The 19,927-nt window shown below is 71.2% G+C and carries 12 protein-coding genes and 1 pseudogene; 6 read left to right on the forward strand and 7 right to left on the reverse strand.

Features of this window, described 5'->3' with window-relative positions:
- Window positions 1-72 precede the first annotated feature (72 nt).
- Entirely contained in the window at window positions 73-1,593 is a 1,521-nt protein-coding gene (locus ADL25_RS27715) for a CehA/McbA family metallohydrolase (protein ID WP_059130567.1), read from the reverse strand.
- Window positions 1,594-1,798: 205 nt separating this feature from the next.
- On the opposite strand from ADL25_RS27715, the gene ADL25_RS27720 reads away from it, so the two are divergent.
- The 3 genes from ADL25_RS27720 to ADL25_RS27730 all read left to right on the forward strand — a co-directional run bounded on the left by ADL25_RS27720 (window position 1,799) and on the right by ADL25_RS27730 (window position 7,563).
- Complete coding sequence (locus ADL25_RS27720; protein WP_059130568.1) at window positions 1,799-4,384, forward strand: bifunctional FO biosynthesis protein CofGH; 2,586 nt, start codon at window positions 1,799-1,801, stop codon at window positions 4,382-4,384.
- A gap of 172 nt (window positions 4,385-4,556) precedes the next feature.
- Window positions 4,557-6,233, forward strand: coding sequence for a hypothetical protein (locus ADL25_RS27725; RefSeq protein WP_059130569.1), 1,677 nt, complete (start codon window positions 4,557-4,559; stop codon window positions 6,231-6,233).
- 214 nt (window positions 6,234-6,447) lie between these two features.
- Window positions 6,448-7,563, forward strand: a complete 1,116-nt coding sequence (locus ADL25_RS27730) for an ADP-ribosylglycohydrolase family protein (protein ID WP_059130570.1) — start codon at window positions 6,448-6,450, stop codon at window positions 7,561-7,563.
- 100 nt (window positions 7,564-7,663) lie between these two features.
- Here ADL25_RS27730 and ADL25_RS27735 read toward each other — a convergent pair whose 3' ends face one another.
- Together ADL25_RS27735 and ADL25_RS27740 are read right to left on the reverse strand one after the other, a co-directional pair.
- Window positions 7,664-9,235 carry a sodium:solute symporter family protein gene (locus ADL25_RS27735; RefSeq protein ID WP_059130571.1) on the reverse strand — a complete coding sequence of 524 codons (1,572 nt, stop codon included), beginning with the start codon at window positions 9,233-9,235 and terminating at the stop codon, window positions 7,664-7,666.
- Between the two features lie 391 nt (window positions 9,236-9,626).
- Window positions 9,627-10,408: pseudogene (locus ADL25_RS27740) on the reverse strand (SDR family oxidoreductase); the annotation flags it as partial.
- Window positions 10,409-10,508: 100 nt separating this feature from the next.
- Here ADL25_RS27740 and ADL25_RS27745 point away from each other — a divergent pair.
- Entirely contained in the window at window positions 10,509-11,348 is an 840-nt protein-coding gene (locus tag ADL25_RS27745) for a hypothetical protein (RefSeq protein WP_059130572.1), read from the forward strand.
- Between the two features lie 172 nt (window positions 11,349-11,520).
- Here ADL25_RS27745 and ADL25_RS27750 read toward each other — a convergent pair whose 3' ends face one another.
- From ADL25_RS27750 to ADL25_RS27760, 3 genes are all read right to left on the reverse strand, one after another.
- Window positions 11,521-11,709 carry a DUF397 domain-containing protein gene (locus tag ADL25_RS27750; protein ID WP_059130573.1) on the reverse strand — a complete coding sequence of 63 codons (189 nt, stop codon included), beginning with the start codon at window positions 11,707-11,709 and terminating at the stop codon, window positions 11,521-11,523.
- A gap of 230 nt (window positions 11,710-11,939) precedes the next feature.
- Entirely contained in the window at window positions 11,940-12,797 is an 858-nt protein-coding gene (locus ADL25_RS27755; protein WP_059130574.1) for a helix-turn-helix domain-containing protein, read from the reverse strand.
- Between the two features lie 402 nt (window positions 12,798-13,199).
- Window positions 13,200-13,952 (reverse strand): GOLPH3/VPS74 family protein, encoded by a 753-nt coding sequence (locus tag ADL25_RS27760; protein WP_059130575.1) that lies wholly within the window; start codon window positions 13,950-13,952, stop codon window positions 13,200-13,202.
- A gap of 144 nt (window positions 13,953-14,096) precedes the next feature.
- On the opposite strand from ADL25_RS27760, the gene ADL25_RS27765 reads away from it, so the two are divergent.
- Window positions 14,097-16,745: a serine hydrolase gene (locus tag ADL25_RS27765; protein WP_107116717.1), complete on the forward strand. Its 2,649-nt coding sequence runs from the start codon at window positions 14,097-14,099 to the stop codon at window positions 16,743-16,745.
- A gap of 252 nt (window positions 16,746-16,997) precedes the next feature.
- The gene (locus ADL25_RS27770; RefSeq protein ID WP_059130577.1) at window positions 16,998-18,947 is read left to right on the forward strand and encodes a hypothetical protein; all 1,950 of its coding nucleotides are present in this window, start codon (window positions 16,998-17,000) and stop codon (window positions 18,945-18,947) included.
- Between the two features lie 44 nt (window positions 18,948-18,991).
- Here ADL25_RS27770 and ADL25_RS27775 read toward each other — a convergent pair whose 3' ends face one another.
- Entirely contained in the window at window positions 18,992-19,882 is an 891-nt protein-coding gene (locus ADL25_RS27775) for a MerR family transcriptional regulator (protein ID WP_059130578.1), read from the reverse strand.
- Window positions 19,883-19,927: the final 45 nt, after the last annotated feature.

Consider the following 19,927-nt stretch of genomic DNA (forward strand, 5'->3'; position numbering starts at 1 on the left):
CGAGCCGCTCCACGCAGTCTCGCAGACCTCTTGCGGGGGCGCGCGGTAACCGGCCACGCGCCCCCGGTGGGCCTACGCCCGGCCCAGGAAGATCGGGTTCGTGAACGCGGCCAGGACGCCCGGCAACGGGCCGACCGCCGCCTCGTGCCGCAGCTCCGCGCGCACGTATGCGGCGTACTGCGCCGTCGTGTGCCACTCGACGGTGCCCGAGCCGGTCACCGGCAGCGGGTCGCTGGTGAACAGCACGCCCTGGTCGGTGACGAAACGGACCGAGCAGCGGGGCACACCCTGCGCCTCCAGGCGGACCGTTACCGGGGTGTCGCGGTCCACCCGCAGCCGTTCGCCGATGCCCGCGTGTTCGCCGCGGCCGCCCGCCGCGGTGAACGTCAGCGAGACGTTCTTCGACTCGGCGACGTAGGAGCGGCCCGCGCGGATGCCCTCCTGGACGGCCTCCCTGGTGAGGTCGTCGGCGAGGACGACCGTCTGTGGGGTGCCGATCGCGTCGGGGTCGCGGTGGGCGTCGCTGTTGCCCATCGCCGGCAGCCACCTGCCGTGCCCCTCCCGGACGGCCGCCACCAGGGTGTTGTCCCACTCCGCCAGCGTCACCTCGTCGTCCGGCGTGTAGGGGCCGTTCCACACCTCCAGCGCGTCCGCCTCGCCGAAGCCGAACTTCCAGCCGCAGCCGATGCAGGTGGCGTGCGGATGGGCCGGGACGACCAGGCCGCCCGCCCGGCGGATGTCCCGGGCGAACCGCGCCCAGCGGTTGTCGCCCGCCCGGTAGCGCCAGTCGACGAACGTGCCCGGGTCGGTACCCAGCGCCAGCACATGGCCGTTCCGCGTGGTGACCTCCTCCCCGAGCATGATGAGCAGGTCGTCACCCGCCTGGTCGGCCCAGTGAGCATGGGAGGAGTGGGTGTTGTGGTCCGAGGTGTTGATGAAGTCGAGGCCCGCGGCCCGGGCCAGCGCCGCGATCTCCGCGGGGGTGCGGCGGCCGTCCGAGTACCAGGAGTGCATGTGGCAGTCGCCCCGGTACCAGGCGCGGCCGCGGCCCTTGGCCCGGTTCGGCGGGTACACGGGCGCCGGGGTCCGGCCCTGCGCGCCGTAGGTGAGCGTGATGGTCACCTCGTACGTCAGGCCCTGCGGCGCCACCGTGTACGGGCCGAGCGCGATGTGCCAGGTGCCGGCGCGGACCGGGCCCGGGATGTACCCCGGGGTGGCGTCGTCCGCGCGGATGAAGAACTCCGTGCGCGCGCCGCCGGACCAGCCGCGGAAGCCCTTGCCGCCCAGTTCCGTGCCGCGCTCGTCGAAGACGCCGATGTCGAGGGCGTTGCCCTGGGTGCCGGCCGGGACGGACGGCCTGTCGTAGGTGTAGGAGGCCTTGATCTCCCGGACGCCTTCGGGGACGTCGACCGGGAGGTAGACGAAGTCCGGGGAGCCGGTGGGCAGCGTGCCGCGCACCGTCTTCGTCTCCTGGTTGTCGGCCGCCTCCGCGGCGGGCCCGTTGGAGAAGCTCACGGTTCCCAACGTAAGCGCGACGGCCGCACCCGTCACGAACAGTGCGCGTCTTCCGATGCCGTGGTCGTCCTCGCACATGCTGCTGCTCCCGGAGTGTCGGATGACGGGGTGGTGCAGAGAGGGTGCTTCCCACTCTGGTGTTCACCCGTGAACTCCATTCCACGGGAAGCCGATCTGCAGCCGCGCGTCGGCGTAACAGGGGGTTGCCGGTGCATTGCCGCGCCGTACCACCGGGACGCGAGCGCCCTGTAGGACCTGATCACCGCAAACGTATGCTCGGAGGATGACGACTTCCGCGACCTCCGGAACCGGACCCACCGAGAACTCCATGCGTCGCGCCCTGAAACGTGCTCGTGACGGAGTCGCTCTGGACGCCGCCGAGGCGACGGTGCTGCTCCAGGCCCGTGGCGGCGATCTGGAGGACCTGGCCGCATCGGCCGCCCGGGTGCGGGACGCCGGCCTGCGGGCCGCGGGCCGACCGGGTGTCATCACCTACTCCAAAAGTGTCTTCATCCCGCTGACCCGTCTGTGCCGGGACAAGTGCCACTACTGCACCTTCGTCACCGTGCCGGGCAAGCTGCGCCGGGACGGGCACGGGATGTTCATGTCCCCGGACGAGGTCCTGGACATCGCCCGCAAGGGGGCGGCACTGGGCTGCAAGGAGGCGCTGATCACCCTCGGGGACAAGCCCGAGGACCGCTGGCCCGAAGCGCGCGAGTGGCTGGACGCGCACGGCTACGACGACACCATCGCCTATGTGCGGGCCGTCTCCGTCCGGATCCTGGAGGAGACGGGTCTGCTGCCCCATCTCAACCCCGGGGTGATGTCGTGGACGGACTTCCAGCGGCTGAAGCCGGTCGCCCCGTCGATGGGGATGATGCTGGAGACCACGGCGACCCGGCTGTGGTCGGAGCCGGGCGGACCGCACCACGGCTCCCCGGACAAGGAACCGGCCGTGCGGCTGCGGGTGCTGGAGGACGCGGGCCGTTCCTCGGTGCCCTTCACCTCGGGAATCCTGATCGGGATCGGTGAGACGTACGAGGAGCGCGCGGAGTCGCTTTTCGCGCTGCGGAAGGTGGCCCGCAGCCATCACGGCATCCAGGAACTGATCATCCAGAACTTCCGCGCCAAGCCGGACACGGCGATGCGGGGCATGCCGGACGCGGAACTGGACGAACTGGTGGCCACGGTGGCCGTCGCCCGGCACATCATGGGTCCGGCGGCCTGCCTCCAGGCGCCGCCGAACTTGGTGGACGGCGAGTACGAGCGGCTCATCGGCGCCGGCATCGACGACTGGGGCGGGGTCTCGCCGCTGACCATCGACCATGTGAACCCGGAGCGGCCCTGGCCGCAGATCGAGCGGCTGGCCGAGCGCTCCCGGGCTGCGGGCTTCGAGCTGCGCGAACGCCTCTGCGTCTACCCGGAGTTCGTCCGGCGCGGTGAGCCCTGGCTGGACCCGAGGCTGCTGCCCCACGTCCGGGCGCTGGCGGACCCGGAGTCGGGGCTCGCCCGTGCGGACGCGATCGTCGAGGGGCATCCGTGGCAGGAGCCGGAGGAGGTGTTCCGGGCGTCGGGGCGCACGGACCTGCACCGCGGCATCGACACCCAGGGGCGCACCGGCGACCGCCGTGCGGACTTCGACGAGGTGTACGGCGACTGGGAGGCGCTGAGGGAGGCGGCCGTGCCCGGCATGGCGCCCGAGCGCATCGACACCGACGTACGGGCCGCGCTGCGCCGGGCGGCGGACGATCCGACGAAGCTCAGCGACGAGGAGGCGCTGGCCCTGCTGCACGCGGACGGTCCCGCGCTCGACGCGCTCTGCCGGGTGGCGGACGACGTCCGCAAGTCGGTGGTCGGCGACGACGTCACGTACATCGTCACCCGCAACATCAACTTCACCAATGTCTGCTACACCGGCTGCCGCTTCTGCGCGTTCGCCCAGCGCCGCACGGACGCCGACGCCTACACCCTCTCCCTCACCCAGGTCGCCGACCGTGCCCAGCAGGCCTGGGACGTGGGCGCCGTCGAGGTGTGCATGCAGGGCGGCATCCACCCCGACCTGCCCGGCACCGCCTACTTCGACATCGCGAAGGCGGTGAAGTCCCGGGTTCCCGGGATGCATGTGCACGCCTTCTCGCCCATGGAGGTGGTGAACGGCGCGACACGCACCGGCATGTCGATCCGCGACTGGCTGACGGCGGCGAAGGAGGCGGGCCTCGACACGATCCCCGGCACCGCGGCCGAGATCCTGGACGACGAGGTGCGCTGGGTCCTGACCAAGGGCAAGCTGCCGGCGGCCACGTGGATCGAGGTCGTGACGACGGCGCACGAACTCGGCATCCGCTCGTCGTCGACGATGATGTACGGCCATGTGGACCAGCCCCGCCACTGGCTGGGGCATCTGCGCACCCTCGCCGGCATCCAGCAACGGACCGGGGGGTTCACGGAGTTCGTCACCCTCCCGTTCATCCACACCAACGCGCCCGTCTACCTGGCGGGCATCGCCCGCCCCGGTCCCACGATGCGCGACAACCGCGCCGTCACCGCCATGGCGCGCCTGCTGCTGCATCCGCACATCCCCAACATCCAGACCAGCTGGGTGAAACTCGGCACCGAGGGCGCGGCGGAGATGCTCCGTTCCGGCGCCAACGACCTGGGCGGCACGCTGATGGAGGAGACCATCTCGCGGATGGCGGGCTCGTCGTACGGGTCGTACAAGTCCGTCAGGGAACTCGTCGCGGTGGCGGAGGCGGCGGGCCGCCCGGCGAAACCGCGCACGACGCTGTACGGCGAGGTCTCGCAGGAACGGCAGCGGGCGGCGGAGGCGTCGGACGGGCATCTGCCGGAACTGCTGCCGGTGTTGGACTGACAGGACGGCGGCGTTCGGCTCCTCCCGCCGCGGCCCGCGGCGGGAGGAGCCGAAACCCTGTGATGTTTCTGTGATGTTGCTCCGGGCAACGAACGAGGCGCACGGGTGGTCTGAGGGGTGTGCCCAGGCACGGAACACCCCTCAGACTCCGACATCCGACAAGGAAGCGTTGATGAGACGTCCCGTCCGCAGAGCCGTATCCCGGGCAGTGCTCGGATTCACGGCGGTCGCCGCTCTGTCCGCCGGGTCCTTCGCCACTGTGCCCGCCTTCGCCGACGGAGGCACGCCGCTGCCGGTCGCCATCACCGGAACGAACCATGTGGACCTCCCGCTCCACGGGGACAACGGCGACCCGTCCGTGCCGCAGGTCACCCTGCGGCTGGCCGCCCCCGGCAGTGACGAGCCCGGTGAAGGCGGCGTCATCCCCGTCGCGCACAACGGCGACTACAAGATCAAGATCGATGCAAGCGGCCTCAAGGGTGTCGCGGCCGTGAAGCTGCCCTGCCAGGCGAGCGGTCTCACCGCCGTCTGCGAGGGCAACGAGATCTACGCCGGGGAGCAGTACAACCGGCTCGGCGGCATCCGCCTCGACATCAACGACGACAGCGCTGCGGGCGACTTCGGCTCCATCAAGGTCACCGGAGAGGGCGAGGGCGTCGACTTCGCGCCACTCACCATCGATGTGCTGGTCGGCGGCCCCGAACTGCTCGGCCGCAAGCTCACCGAACCGGCTGGTCTCGCCGCCGGCGACATCTACCGGGCACCGGTAGGCTTCCGCAACGCCGGCGGCCTGGCGGCCGAAGGGGCCGTGCTGCACTTCTACGGTTCACGCGGCCTGAGCTTCCCCGACAGCTACGGCAACTGCGCCTACAAGGCGACCACCACCGGTTCGCTGCTGCATCAGGGCATCGACGCGATCTGCACCTTCTCCGGCACCTACAAGGCGGGTACGGCCTACGCACTGGCCGAGCCGCTGAAGGTGCGCACGGCCGGCTTCGCGCTCAACGACGTGTTCAGCTACGGCTTCTCCGCGGTCGAGGCGGGGAAGGCGAAGGCCCTGCTCGCGGGGGACGGCTACACGCCGGGCACCGGCGCGCCGCTGACCCTCGAGGAGGTGCCGGGCGCCGCGTCCGACTACACCCGCTACACCGATCTTGACCTCCCCAGCCACAACACCTATGACCTGGTGCTGACCGGTGCCTCCCTCCGGGGCGAGGCGGGGGACACGGTGAAGGCGGACGTCGGATTCCGCAACGACGGACCCGCCTGGATCAGCGCGCTGCGCTCGGGCGGTGAGCCGATCTCCTTCTCCGTCGCCGTGCCCGAGGGCGCGACGGTGACCAAGAGCCCCGACCGCTGCACCTTCACCACCATCGAGGCGGGCACGAAGGGCTACCGCTGCCAGGTGGACACGCCGCTCCTGGAGAACACCAAGGTCGCCTTCCCCTTCGAGCTGCGCATCGACAAGGTCGTGAAGAACGCCCGGGGCAAGGTGGCGCTGCCGTCCTGGGACAACCCGTTCGAGACCGAGCGGTCCAACAACACCGCCTGGATCGTCCTGAACGGCCCCGACGACGGCCAGGGCGCGGGAGGGCCGTCCACCGGCGGGCCGTCGGGCAGCCCCGGCCCCACGGCCTCCGCGGGTGACACCTCCGGTGCCTCCGGCACCGACGGCGGCTCCGGTTCCGCCGGTTCGGACGGTGGCTCGGGCGACGAGGCGACGGGTTCGGGCGGTGGGCTCGCGTTCACCGGTGCCGGTGGCGCGCTGATCATCGGCGGGGCCGCGCTCCTGGCCCTCGCGCTGGGTGTGGGAGTCGTCCTGGTGGTGCGCCGCAGGGCAGCCGCCTGACGCACGTCCATGTGTGCCGCTCGTGGCCACGGGCCACGAGCGGCACACCGTGCCGTCCCTCCCGTCTTCTCCGGTCCTCGGCCGGGGCGACCGAATGTGCGAAAGCTGTCCACTGGTGTGGCGCGCCTGACTCTTCGGTGTCCTGAATCGACCGTTCCTGTTCTATTACAGTGCTGGACTGTCGACGTGCGGACGGTGCCCCGAGGAGGACTGGGTGGGTGCGACAGCCGGTGCCCCCTGGGGCCGGACCGAGCAGCAGGACTTCCGCAGCCGCGTACGCGGAACCCTGCTCGGCGTGGCCGTGGGTGATGCCTTGGGCGCCCCCCTGGACGGGCTCTCCCTGGAGGAGATCCGCACGGCCTACGGCCACGAGGGGCTGAGCGGCCTCGCCGTCGAGCACGGCCGGCGCGGCGCCATCACGCATCTCACCCAGCTCAGCCTGTTCACCGTCGACGGCCTCATCCGCGCCCAGGTCCGCCGTGACACCGGCGCCTGGCATCCGCCGACCGATCTCCACCGCGCGTATCTGCGCTGGGCGGCCACCCAGCGGGACTGGGGCCCCGACGAGCGCCGCGAGGACGACGGCTGGCTGGCCCGCGAGGAGTGGCTGTACGACCGCCGTTCCCCGGCCCGGGCCTGTCTGACCGGCTTCGGCGACGAGACCATGGGCACGCTGGACGCGCCCAAGAACCCCGGCGAGCAGGGGCCCGAGGCGGCCGCGCGTTCGGCGGCCTTCGGACTGCTCGTCGGCTGGGACCCGCAGCTCGTGCTCCAACTCGCGGTCGAGTGCGCCGCGCAGACGCACGGGCACCCCACCGCCTGTCTTGCCGCGGGCGCGTACGCCGTGATCGTGCACGCCCTGGCCCGTGGCGAGAGCCCGGACGCGGCCGTGCAGCGGGCCCTCGCCCTGCTCGCCCCGCGGCCGGGGCAGCAGCCCGTCGCCGACGCGTTGCAGCATGCGCTGGGCGCGGTGCGGCAGGGCATGCCCACACCGGCGCGTATCGAGGAACTCGTCGGGGGCGGTGGGGCGGACGGGACGCTGGCCGTCGCCGTGTACTGCGCGCTGGTGGCGGAGGACGCGCGGCACGGGCTGTGCCTCGCGGTGAACCACGGCGGCCCGTCGGGGGCCGCGGGCGCCCTGACCGGCGGACTGCTCGGGGCACTGTACGGCGAGACGGCCCTCCCGCCGGCCTGGCTGGCCGAGCTGGAGGGCCGTCCCACGATGCTGGTGCTGGCGGACGACTTCGCCATGGAGATGACACAGGGGGCCGCCCTGCACGGCCCCACCGGGTCGTCGCAGGGGTGGCTCGTGCGCTACCCCCGGGCGTAGGTCCTGTCGTTCGGATCATGCCGGCGTCGATCGAAAGGCGCGTTATCGCCCAGCCGACCTGATCCGAACGACGGACCCTGGTCCCGTACCTCGTCGTCCCTCAGGTGCCGGACGGCGTGGTGGTGCCCGGGCCGGGCGCCACGGCGTCCGCCGCCGGCACCGCGGCCGTCGCCCCGTCGTCGTCCGTGTTCAGCTGCTCGATGATCGCGTCCCGCTCCGGGGTGTCCTCCGGACGCACCAGACCGATCACGATGTACAGCACCAGCGAGATCACCATCGGCAGCGACACCTGGTACTCCAGCTTCACGTCCGTGCGCTGGGAGAAGTCCAGGTTGTAGTTGACGAAGAAGAACGCCAGCAGGCCGGCCGCCCAGCTGATCAGCGCGGCCGCCGGGCCGGACTTACGGAACGGCCGCAGCAGGCCCAGGATGAACGGAATCGCGATCGGGCCCATCAGACCGGCCACCCACTTGATGACCACCGTGATGATGTCCTTGAAGGTGGGGGAGTTGACCTGGGTCGCCACCGCCATGGACAGGCCGAGGAAGGCGACCGTCGTGACCCGGCCCGCGATCAGGCCCGTCCGGGAGGTCCATGTCCGCGCCGCCTTGGAGAACACCGGTACCACGTCCCGGGTGAACACGGCGGCGATCGCGTTGGCGTCGGAGGAGCACATGGCCATCGTGTGCGAGAAGAAGCCCACGACCACCAGGCCCAGCAGGCCGTGCGGCAGCAACTGCTCGCTCATCAGACCGTAGGCGTCCGAACCGTCCGGCTTCTGCGCCGTCACCAGGAGCGGCGCCAGCCACATCGGGATGAAGAGGATGACCGGCCACACGAACCACAGGCCCGCCGACAGCAGCGCCGACCGCGTCGCCTCCTTCGCGCTGCCCGTCGCCATGTAGCGCTGGGCCTGGTTCCACATGCCGCCGTTGTACTCGAAGAGCTTGATGAAGAGATAGGAGATGAAGAAGACCGTCAGATAGGGGCCGGCGAAGCCGTCCCCGTGACCGTGGAGCTTCGGCGAGTCCAGGGCCTTGGACAGACCGCCCTGGTCGGAGATCTTGTTCAGCGCGATGACCAGCATGGCCAGACCGGCCAGCAGCTGGATGACGAACTGCCCCAGTTCGGTCAGCGCGTCCGCCCACAGGCCGCCGATCGTGCAGTACACCGCGGTGATGCCGCCGGTGATGATGATGCCCTGGGTGAGCGTGACCCCGGTGAAGACGCTGAGCAGGGTGGCGATCGCCGCCCACTTGGCACCGACGTCCACGATCTTCAGCAGAATGCCGGACCAGGCGAGTGCCTGCTGGGTGGGCACGTTGTAGCGGTCCTTGAGGTACTCCAGCGGCGAGGCCACGTGCAGCCGTGAGCGCAGCCGGTTCAGACGCGGCGCGAACAGCTTCGCGCCGATCAGTACGCCGATGGCGATGGGAAGCGCCCAGGTGACGTAGGACGTGATGCCGTAGGTGTAGGCGATGCCGGCGTACCCCGTGAACATCACGGCGCTGTAGCCCGACATGTGGTGGGAGATGCCGGACAGCCACCACGGCATCTTGCCGCCCGCGGTGAAGAAGTCGCTGACGTTGTCGACGCGCTTGTGGGACCAGAAGCCGATCGCGGTCATCACACCGAAGTACGCGATCAGGACGGCCCAGTCGAGACCGTTCATGTGCCCCCTCCAGGGGTCCGCCTTGTGAACCTGCAGATACCGGACGGCACTTCGCCAGTAGGTACACACGGGCGGCGCCCCCGTGCGGGAGCGGGGGACTTCGGGGATTGAACCGCTGGTCAGGTGGTCGGTCAAGACCTTTCTCGGTCACGGATATGAACTCAGATCAGAAAGCAGAACGATTTTACCGTCTCTTGACCTGTACGGCGGTTGTCGTGCTCGTGACGAGGAACACACCATGAGCGGGCACTTCGCCAGTGGGAAACATCCGATGGATCGGGAACGGGCTTACGGGATGCGGGTCCCGGGCGGCCCGGAGGGGAGCCGCCGTTGCACGGAACATCCACCCGCCCGGTCGTCCTTGGAGCCGCTCCGGGGACCGGCCGGACTGCCGCATGAGTTCTCCAGCGTTCACGAGCAGGGACTGGCCCGTGATCGCCCGCGCCCGGTCCGAGGCGAGGAACACCGCGGCGTCCGCCACATCGCCGTCGGTGGCCAGTTCGGGCAGCGCCGTCCGATCCGTCAGCCGGTGCTTCACATCCGCCTCCGGTACGCCCTCGGTGTGTGCGGTGAACTGCACATAGGCCTGGACGGGCGGTCCCCACATCCACCCGGGCAGCACCGTGTTGACCCGGATCCGGTACGGTCCGAGCTCCCGGGCCAGTGAGTACATCGCACTGGTCAGCGCGCCCTTCGAGGCCGCGTAGGCCGCCTGCCGCACCTGGGACGGCGCGGCCACCGACGACTGCGTGCCGATGAACACGACGGAGCCGCCGCACCTCTTGAGGGCCGGCAGGCACGCCCGTGTCATGCGCAGCGTGCCGAGCAGGTTCACGTCGATGACCGAGTGCCAGGGGTGAAATCCGCGTCCTGAAGGCCGCCGAAGTGGCTGTCCCGGGCCGCGACGTGCACCACGGCGTCGATCGCTCCGAACCGGTCCACCGCCAGTGCCGCGAGGGCCTCGCACTGTCCCTCGTCGGTGATGTCCGTCGCGCGGAACGCCGTGTGGGCGCCGTCCGGGTCGAGTGCGGCGGCCGACTCGGCGAGGTTCGCCTCCGTGCGCGCGCCGAGCACGGCGTTGCCGCCGTCGCGCACCACGGCCGCGGCGACCTGGTGTCCGAGCCCGGCGCCGACCCCCGACACGACGACGGTCCTGCCCTGGAGCAGTGACATCGAACCGACCGCCCTTCCTCCCGGCGTGCCGCGCCCCTGGCACTTTTCCTGACGGGCCGTCAGAGTATGGGCGGGCGGCGGATGAGGGAAGGGGAGCGGCATGGGCGAGCGGACACGCAGCGAGGTGTACGGGGAACTGGCCGCCGTGGGCCCCTACGGAGTCCACCCGGGCCACGCCCTGATCACCATGGTGGAGCCGCACCCCGGTCACGAGTACGCGTACAACCGCTGGTACGAGGACGACCACTACTACGCGGGCGCCATGGCGATGCCGTGGATGTTCGCGGGCCGGCGCTGGGTCGCCACCCGGGATCTGCAACTCCTTCGCAGCCCGGAGAAGTCGGCCGTCGCGCAACCGGTGACGGCGGGGTGCTACCTCGCCACGTACTGGGTCACGGACGGCCGCTACGACGACCACATGCGCTGGACGGTGGCCGTGAACAAGCGGCTCAACCACGACGCTCGCGTGTACCGGGACCGTACCCATGTCTTCACGGCCTTCCAGGACCACGAGGGGACGGTCCACCGGGACGGTGCGGCGGGCCCCAGGGACTTCCACGCGCTTGACCACCCGTACGCGGGCCTGGTCCTGGAGGTCGTCGACGCCGACGGGCCCGAGGAGCGGGCCGCGTTGCTGGAGTGGCTGCGCACCCGCCATCTGCCGCGGCGCCTCGCCGGCTCCCCCTCCGCCATGGTCACCCTCTTCCGTCCGACCCCGCTGCCGGGCGACCGTATGACCTATGTGAAGCAGGTGGAGGGAGTGGACACCCGTCTGACCCTGCTGTGGTTCCTGGAGAAGGACCCGAGGGAGTGCTGGGACGAGCACTTCGCGGGCCTCGACCGGGCGGTGGCCGAAGGCGGTCTCGGGAGAGTGGAGTTGGTGGCGCCGTTCGTCCCCACGGTGCCGGGCACGGACCGGTACGTGGACCGGCTCCGCTGAACCGCGTGGCGCGGACGCCGCCTCGGGCGCGGACACCGTCTGGCGCGGCGGACGCCGCCTCGGGCGCCCGGAGCCGGCCGGGCCCCCTGGGAAGGAGTGAGCCCCCTCGGCCGGGACGGCGGGCCAGTCGAGAGGGCTTTCGGAGATCTTTGTGGAGATGTACTGCTCGTTGCTACTTGATCCCCTCCACGAAGGCGTTCCAGGCGTCGGCGGGGAAGGCCAGGACGGGCCCGTCCGGAACCTTGGAGTCCCGTACGGCGAGTGCCGCCGCGGTGGGCGACTTGACCTCGACGCACGCGCCGTTGCCCGCCGAGTAGGACGACTTGGTCCACGTTGCCGTGGCCCCCTGAAGTACTGCCATGTTCACTCCGGTAGCGAGTTGCTGAGTTGCTGTCGTCGCCTTGCGGGAACACCTGGATGGTGCCCGCGATGCGATTCGCGCCAACTTGTTTGTCTGATGGCGTGATCGAAGCTACTCGTCGACATCCCTGCTCGGAGGAGTCGTTCACTCGACCGGATGGCATATTCCAGTGGGCCCTTACGCGTGAAGGTTGCGCTGGTGTAAGATCCGCCGCTCCTTCGCGTAAGGGCTCAGCGCGCGTACTCCTTCGCGGTATCCGTGATGAACTGCCGCGACTGGTCGACGTTCAGGGCCTGCGCCCGCAGATGCTCGTACATCACCGCGTACTTCTGGACGTCGTGCGCCTTCTCCAGATACAGGTCGCTGGTGACTCCCTCCAGGTACACCACACTGGAGTCGGCCGCGTCCGCGAACTCGAGGATCGCGTACTGGCCGTTGAGCCCGGGATGGGCCCCCACACCGAAGGGCAGCACCTGCACGGTGACGTGCGGGAGCTGGGACATCTCCGCGAGATGCTCCAACTGCTCGCGCATCACCAGGTTGTTCCCCACGACGCGGCGCAGAGCCGCCTCGTCCAGGACGACCCACAGACGCAGGGGGCTGTTCTCGGCGGCGATACGTTCCTGGCGGCGCATGCGCACCTGGACGCGCTTGTCGATGTCCGCCGCCGACGTCTCCGGCAACGCCCCCTGGATCAGGGCCTCGGCGTAGGAGCGCGTCTGCAGCAGACCGGTGATGATCTGCGGTTCGTACACCCGCAGCGACTCCGCGTCGGTCTCGAGTCCGATGTAGACGCTGTAGGGGATGTCCCCGAAGGCATGCCACCAGCCCTGCTGGCGGGAGTCCCGCGCCATCTCCATCAGGGACTCGACGACACGCTGGTCCTCGACCTCGTAGACCCCGCACAGATCGCGGACGTCACGCTGACTGATGCTGCGGCGGCCGTTCTCCAGACGGCTGATCTTCGACTGCGAGACCAGCAGGCGTTCCGCGACCTCTTCCGCCGTCATGCCCTTGACTTCACGGAGCCGGCGCAGCTCCTGGCCCAGCCGGCGCCGCCGGACGGTGGGATTGACATTCGACGCCACGGGACGTGCACCTCCGGCTGCGTGCCTCTGCTGCTTTGCGTATCTGCCGTTGAGCAGATTGCCACCAAGGTGCTTTCTACCGCTGGGAAACACCGGATATGCGCAGCCCGCGCACCACTTGGGCGGCCAGTCGGCCGGATGCCGCGGCCGACGGCGTCCTGGACGACGCCCGCCCCGGGCCGGCCGGCGGGGTGCCGTGCGCGGCGGAGGCCTACGGCGCTCCCGCATGCGGCCGCGCGGGGCGGTGGGACCGTGTCGTCGGACGTACGGTCTCATCGCCCCGCGCGGACCGGCGGCTCCCGAACCGGATCTCGGGGACGGATCGCGCGCCTGCCGGGTCGTGCGGTACCTGCCGTACCGGTCCTGCCGGTACAGCCGTTGGTGGTGCCGTGGGACTGCGGCTCAGTGGGCCACGACGCGCGCCATGGAACCGTGGTGCGGCTGCATCGGAACACCGCGGGCGGGTTCCGGTGCGGGCCTGGGTCCGGCGGCCGGGCGGCCGGCCGGTGCCGGGCTCCGGCGCGGCTGTGCGGCCGCGCCGTTCTGGACGTCCATCACGGCGTGCGCCACGAGACCGCCCATGGGGTCGTGCCTGATCAGGTCCCGCAGCCGGGAGCGGGACGAGCGTCCCTCATTGCCCGGATACAGGTGCTTGCCCAGGCCGACCGCGTGGGCCAGCGCGGCGAGCGCCGCGGTCCGCGGGTCCGGCGGCACACCGGTGCGGATCGCGGAGTCCAGCCGGGACCTGATCTCCCGGCTGATGGCGGTGTCCGTCGCCTGGTACCGGGTCGTCGGCAGCACCCCGCACATCTGGCCCGGCACGGCGTGGACCATGCCGCACCGCTCCAGATGCGAGAGATAGGTCTGGCGCAGCCCTAGACGTGGCCCGCCGATCCAATGGACGGCCCGTACCGGAGCGCCGCGCCTGCGCAGCAACTCCAACGCGCTGTCCAGAGTTGGATCTCCAGTCGGCCGTGGTGCCACCACGGCGATACGATCCCCGTCTGGGGCTATCCGTCCGGCCAGCGCCAGCTCCACTAGCTGTGCTCCGGCCAGACCCAGGTCGAGCGACTGCGGCTGCGCAGTGGTACCCGTGGTCGGGTCCAGTGCGAGCAGCAGAAGCTCCTCCGGAATTGTTCTGCGGCTCCTGCCCATCCATGCCTCCCCGCGTGGATGAATGACAGGGTGACCCCTCTCACATTGGTCTGTCGAGGGTGCGTGACCGGAATGCAGTGGAACCAGTAGGTATGTCGTTCTCGTCTAGCGCTTGGGTCAATCCCTCACACAGGACACTGGTACATGGTTCGGACAGCCGTGCTCGGGCGGCGGTTCACGGTTCGGCAAGGCGCGCGAGTGGGTGCGTGGCGCAACGAGGAGGCATCGGTGGCGGGCGAGTCCCCCGACAGGTCGAAGCAGCACGAGTCGTCGCAGGAACCGACGTCGGGGAGCGGGGCGGCGGTTCCGGGGCCGGCGGGGGCCGGAGGCGATCCCCGGCTCGCGCGGGCCGGTGACACGTCGCGGGTCGACCAGGCGACGGCGGTTTTCTCCACGCGGGGGCTGCGCGGCTCCGCAGGAACGGCCCTGGGCGAGGCCGCCACGGCGCCGGAGGCCGCCGATGAGGACGCGGAGGCCCCGGATTCCGGGGAGGAGGCCGGGAACGGCTCCTCCGGCCGTGCGACCGTCGTGCGCGGGGACGGCGGGGCGGGCGACACGCGGCGGCGTGCCTCCCTGGCCTCCTGGGTGCGGACGGCGGACGACCACGAGGTCGGTCCCGAAGCCGTGACGGAGACGGCCGACGAGCGTTCGGGCGATGCGCAGGAGCGGGCCGAGAAGAAGCCGGAGGCGGCCGAGGCGGTGGAGGACGCGCCGTCCGTCGACGCCGTGGAGACACCCGCGGAACCCGAGGGAACCGAGGAGCCCGGGGAGCCGGAGGCCGAGAGCACCGCCGGAGCGGAGCCGGAGGACGCCTCCGAGGACGAGGACGAGGACGCGTCCGCGGCTGACGCCCCGGCGGCGGCCGACGCGGCGCCCGAGGCCGACGCCGAGACCGAGGAAGTCCCCGAGACCGAAGGCGGGACCGAGGGCGACGACGACGCCGACGGGGACGCCTCCGAACCGGGCGAGACCGAGGACGCCTCCGAACCGACGGCGGACGAGAATGCCGATGAGGAGGCCGTGGACCGGCCCACCGCCGTCTTCAAGACCACGCGCCGGCCCGCGGTGGACCAGCCGACGACGATGCTCAAGCTGGGCGATGTGAAGCCGTCGGGCAAGGCGGCGGGCGAGCCTGCGGACAAGTCGTCGGGCGAGCCCGAGGACGAGCCCGCGGACAAGGCGCCCGAGAAGTCCGGGGAGTCCTCCGGCGCGGCGGAGAAGTCCGCGGGGGAGTCGGGGGGTGCGGGGGCCGGGAAGCCCGCGGTGGACCAGCCGACGACGATGCTCAAGCTGGGCGATGTGAAGCCGTCGGGCAAGGCGGCGGGCGAGCCTGCGGACAAGCCTGCCGCCAAGGCCCCGGCGCCGTCCGACGCCGAACGCACCAGCAGGTTCGTCCCGCTGAGGGCGCCTGACGACGTCGCGCCCCGGATGAGCCCGGCGGAGGCGACCGCCGCGCTCCCCCAGGTCGGACCCGAGCGCACCGCACAGCAGCCGCTTCCGCCGAAGCCGCCGCTGGACCTGCTCGCCGAGCTGACGAACACTCCGCCGCCGCCAGAGACCCCGGTGCGCACGGTCCTGCGGCGGATCAAGATCTGGACGCCGCTCGTCGTGCTGCTGGTGATCATCTTTGCGATCGTGCAGGCGGTCCGCCCGCTGCCCGCGGCCTCCCTCGAACTGACCGCCGACGACACCTACACCTTCGGCGGCGGCAAGCTCGACCTGCCCTGGCCGGGCCAGGGCCAGTCGGCGATCGCGGTCGACGGCGTCGGCACGATCGGCACGGAGGGCACGCAGAGCCCGAAGCCGATCGCGAGCGTCGCGAAGATCATGACGGCGTACGTCACTCTCCAGGAGCACCCGCTCAAGGGGAACGACGGCGGCCCCACGATCACCGCCGACCAGCAGGCGGAGGACGAGTCGAAGAACGAGGACGAGTCGACGGCGGCCATGAAGAAGGGCCAGAAGTTCAGCGAGCGGCAGATGCTGCAGATGCTGATGATCCCCTCCGGGAACAACGCGGCACGGCTGCTGGCCCGTTGGGACTCCGACAACAAGACCTTCGTCGGGAAGATGAACGCGGCGGCCGAGAAGCTCGGCATGACGAAGACGACGTACACCGACCCGAGCGGTCTGGAGAAGACGACCGTCAGCACCGCCGTCGACCAGCTGAAGCTGGCCCGGGCGGTCATGCAGAACGAGGTGTTCCGCTCCGTCGTCGGCATGGCCAAGGCGGAGATCCCCGGCCTCGACCAGCCGATCTACAACAACAACGACCTGCTGGTGAAGCAGGTCGGCGTGATCGGCCTGAAGACCGGTTCGTCGACCCCGGCCGGCGGAAACCTCGTGTGGGCGGCGACCAAGGTCGTCGACGGGGAGACGCAGACCATCTACGGTGCCGTCCTCAACCAGGACGCCCACACGGGCCGGGTCTGGGACAGCCTCCAGCTCGCGCTCGACAACAGCCAGAAGCTGATCGACAAGGTCCAGCAGAGCCTGGCCACCGCGACGGTGGTCAAGAAGGGTGAGGTCGTCGGCTACGTGGACGACCAGCTCGGCGGGCGGACCCCGGTGGTCGCCACGAAGAACATGAAGGCGATCGGGTGGCCCGGGCTGAAGACCGGCATCTCCATCGGGGACAACGGCAAGCCGCTTCCGCACGAGGCGAAGGCCGGCACGGTCGTCGGCGAGCTGAAGGTCGGCGACGCATCCAACCGCGCGGTGACGATCCCGGTCGCCCTGCAGAAGGACCTCGCGGAACCGGGCTACGGCGCGAAGTTCACCCGAACGGGCTGAGCCGCCGTACCGGCCGCCGGAACGACGCCGCGCACCCCGCCGAACGAGCCCCCACCCGGGATCCTCTCGGCGGGGTGCGTGCTAGCGTCGCGAGATCGGGGCAGACCGTGAGCGGCACGACCTGACCCGGCCCGGACACCGGAGAGAACCCCGACGGAACGGTGACGTAACTCTTGCGGACGCCCGGACACGGGGAGAGAACGGAACCGGGGCGGACGAGAACGGAAAACGGGACACGGGGAGTACCTTCAGGTGGCCACAGCGGAGCCGAAGCACGCCGACGACGCGGATCCGGGTCGTCATGCGGGCGGGTCGTCGGGCCCGCGAATACCGCTGAGCGCGCCCACCGCCGACGGGACCCCGTCCCGGGCCGTCCCGGCGCCTCCGGACAGCCTCCGGCCCCCGGCCGCTGACTCGGCGCCCGAAGCCCCTGGCGGGGGCCCCGAGTCGGCGTCGGGCCTGCGCCCCCTGCTGACCCGGGTGAGGTCGTCGCGCGCGGCGGACCTGGCCCGCCGGCACACGGTCCTCACGATCACCGCTCTCGCGGGAGTGCTGCACCTCGTCTGGTTCTTCACGTTCGCGAACAGTGGCGGCGACCTCGCCGCGCAGGACGCCTGGGCGGAGTTCGTGGGCCGCCACCCCGACTCGGCGTACAACCTCGCCTGGTACGGGGGTATGCACCCGGTGTCGTACAGCGTGGTGTCGCCGTATCTGATGTCGGTCCTCGGCGTGCGTACGACGATGATGGTCGCGGGGACGATCTCGGCGGGGCTGCTGACTCTGATCCTCATCCGCAGCCGTGCGGTCCGCGAGCCGTGGGGCCCGGCCCTGGCCGGGGTGTTCGCCCTGCTGTGCAACGCCATCTCGGGACGGGTGACCTTCGGCCTGGGCACGATGTTCGCGCTGGGTGCCACGGCGTGCGTCTTCTGCTGGCCCCACCGCTGGCGTCACAAGCGCTGGGCGAAGGCGCTGTGCGCGGCGCCGCTGGCCGCGCTGGCCACCGCCTCCTCACCGGTGGCGGGCCTGTTCGTGGGTCTGGTGGCGGTGGCGCTGTTCCTGCAGAGACGCCGCCCGGGAGCATGGGCCCTGGGCCTGGCGCCGACCGTCGTGGTGGCCCTCTCCGCCTGGCTGTTCCCCTTCTCCGGCACGCAGCCGATGACGTGGGCCTCGGCGCTCCTGCCGTTCGTGTACGCCGTCCTGGTCGCCGTCCTGGTCCCGAGGGAGTGGCGGACGGTACGGATCACGGCGCCGGTGTACGCGCTGTCCGTGCTCCTCGTCTGGCTGATCAGCTCCCAGATCGGCTCGAACATCACCCGGCTGGCGATGCTGTTCGCGGGCGTGGCGCTGGTGGCGGCCCTGCCGTTCGCCGTGCCGCGCAGCCGGAAGTGGTATGCCCTGGTGATCGCGTCGGCCGGCTTCGTCGTCTGGATCGGGGCCAAGACGGTCGACGACATCGTCCACACGACCCCGGCGGCGTCCTGGGCGCGCGAGCTCGCGCCGCTGGTGAACCAGCTCCAGGTGGCGGGCGCCGAGCGGGGCCGGGTGGAGGTGGTCCCCGCGCGCTCGCACCGCGAGGCGTCGGCGCTCGCCCCGTACGTGAACCTGGCGCGCGGCTGGAACCGGCAGGCCGACATGGAGCGCAACCCGCTCTTCTACGACGACACGCTCAACTCCGCCAACTACCACGCGTGGCTCCAGCGCTGGGCGGTGCACTACGTCGTACTGCCGAAGGGGGAGCCCGACGGGGACGGCGGCGAACGCGAACGGGAGCTCGTCCAGCGAGGGATGCCGTATCTGAAACAGGTCTGGGGCGACGCCAACTGGCAGCTGTTCGCGGTGACCGACCCCACTCCGCTGGCGGACCCCCCGGCGGTCGTCGACCGCGCGGAGCAGGGTGAGCTGACGATCGAGGTGAAGAAGGCGGGCCGGGTGCTCATCCGCATCCCGTACTCGCCCTGGCTGGGCCTGGTCGACGCGGACGGCAAGAGCGTCAAGCCGCCGCAGGAGACGGAGGAGTCCAAGCACCGGGCCCCGGGCATGCCGAAGACGTACGACAACGTCCATGGCTGTCTGATGGAGACCGCCGAGGACGCGGCGGGCGACAAGTGGACGGAACTCGTCGCCCCCGGCTCCGGCGTCTACCGCTTGGCCGCGCCGTACCAGCTGCCGCGGGGCACCCCGTGTCCGGAGGAGCTGCGGTAGCCGCCGTCCGTCGCGACCGCGGGCGGTCGTGCCACCGCGACGGCCTACCGCGCGGCGGTGCCCCTGACCGGGAACGCCACGTCGCACACCGGGTCCTGCGGCCCCGCCGCGTCCCAGTCGGCGAAATACACCTCGCGGCAGGGCCCCGCGTACTCCAGTCCCTGCTCCGCGACCCAGGCCTCGACCGCCTCGAACGCCGCGAGGATCTGCGGGTGCGCGACCTGCGCCTTGGTGATGCGGGTGCATGCGAGCCGCTGGGCGGGCTCGACCCGCACCTCGGTCTCCCATGTCCGGCCCCGCTGTTCGGCCCAGGCGCGTGCCGCCGCCTCGTCGGCCACCGGTACGCACGCCTCGGCGGGTCCGTCGCTCTCCTGGGAGACCTCGGCGTGGTAGACGACGAACGGTGCGCCGGCCACCCCGCCGCACGCCCGTGCCGCCTCCTCCAGCCGTCCCAACGAGGCGCCGATCCAGGCCGGCAGCTCGTCCGCCAGCGTGTGCCGCTTCTCGGTGATCACCACCTGCGCCGGCACGTCCACCGTCTCGACCACGAACTTCCCGTACATCTCGGAGCTCCTCCCCGACAGCCGTCCACGGAGGAAGTCGGCGAGGGTGCGCTGTCCGGCGATCCGCTCCTCGACACCGGCCCAGTAGCCGGCGAGCAGCTCGGACGCCCGGCCGCCGTCCGACTCGCGCGCCGCCACCACATCGGCGACCTGCGCGAGGGGCATGTCGAGCCGGCGCAGCAGCGCCACCGTCCGGGCGCGTTCCACCTGGTCGGCCCGGTAGTAGCGGTAGCCGCTGGCCTCGTCGACGTGCGCGGGCGTCAGCAGTCCCAGCCGGTCGTACAGCCGCAGCGCCTTCGCCGACAGCCGTGACCGCGCGGCGAAGGCGCCGATCGTGAGCAGTTCTTCCTTCACCCTGTCATCCTCCGTCACCGGGCGCCTGCCGCCCGGTGACGAGGACGCTCCACCCTGCCCCTG

Source organism: Streptomyces sp. NRRL F-5122 (assembly GCF_001507435.1).
Classification (GTDB): domain Bacteria; phylum Actinomycetota; class Actinomycetes; order Streptomycetales; family Streptomycetaceae; genus Streptomyces; species Streptomyces lannensis.

Coding starts and splice junctions, on each gene's coding strand:
- ADL25_RS27715 (WP_059130567.1), bottom strand. CDS start 1,593: ATGTGCGAGGACGACCACGGCATCGGAAGACGCGCACTGTTCGTGACG.
- ADL25_RS27720 (WP_059130568.1), top strand. CDS start 1,799: ATGACGACTTCCGCGACCTCCGGAACCGGACCCACCGAGAACTCCATG.
- ADL25_RS27725 (WP_059130569.1), top strand. CDS start 4,557: ATGAGACGTCCCGTCCGCAGAGCCGTATCCCGGGCAGTGCTCGGATTC.
- ADL25_RS27735 (WP_059130571.1), bottom strand. CDS start 9,235: ATGAACGGTCTCGACTGGGCCGTCCTGATCGCGTACTTCGGTGTGATG.
- ADL25_RS27745 (WP_059130572.1), top strand. CDS start 10,509: ATGGGCGAGCGGACACGCAGCGAGGTGTACGGGGAACTGGCCGCCGTG.
- ADL25_RS27750 (WP_059130573.1), bottom strand. CDS start 11,709: ATGGCAGTACTTCAGGGGGCCACGGCAACGTGGACCAAGTCGTCCTAC.
- ADL25_RS27760 (WP_059130575.1), bottom strand. CDS start 13,952: ATGGGCAGGAGCCGCAGAACAATTCCGGAGGAGCTTCTGCTGCTCGCA.
- ADL25_RS27765 (WP_107116717.1), top strand. CDS start 14,097: ATGGTTCGGACAGCCGTGCTCGGGCGGCGGTTCACGGTTCGGCAAGGC.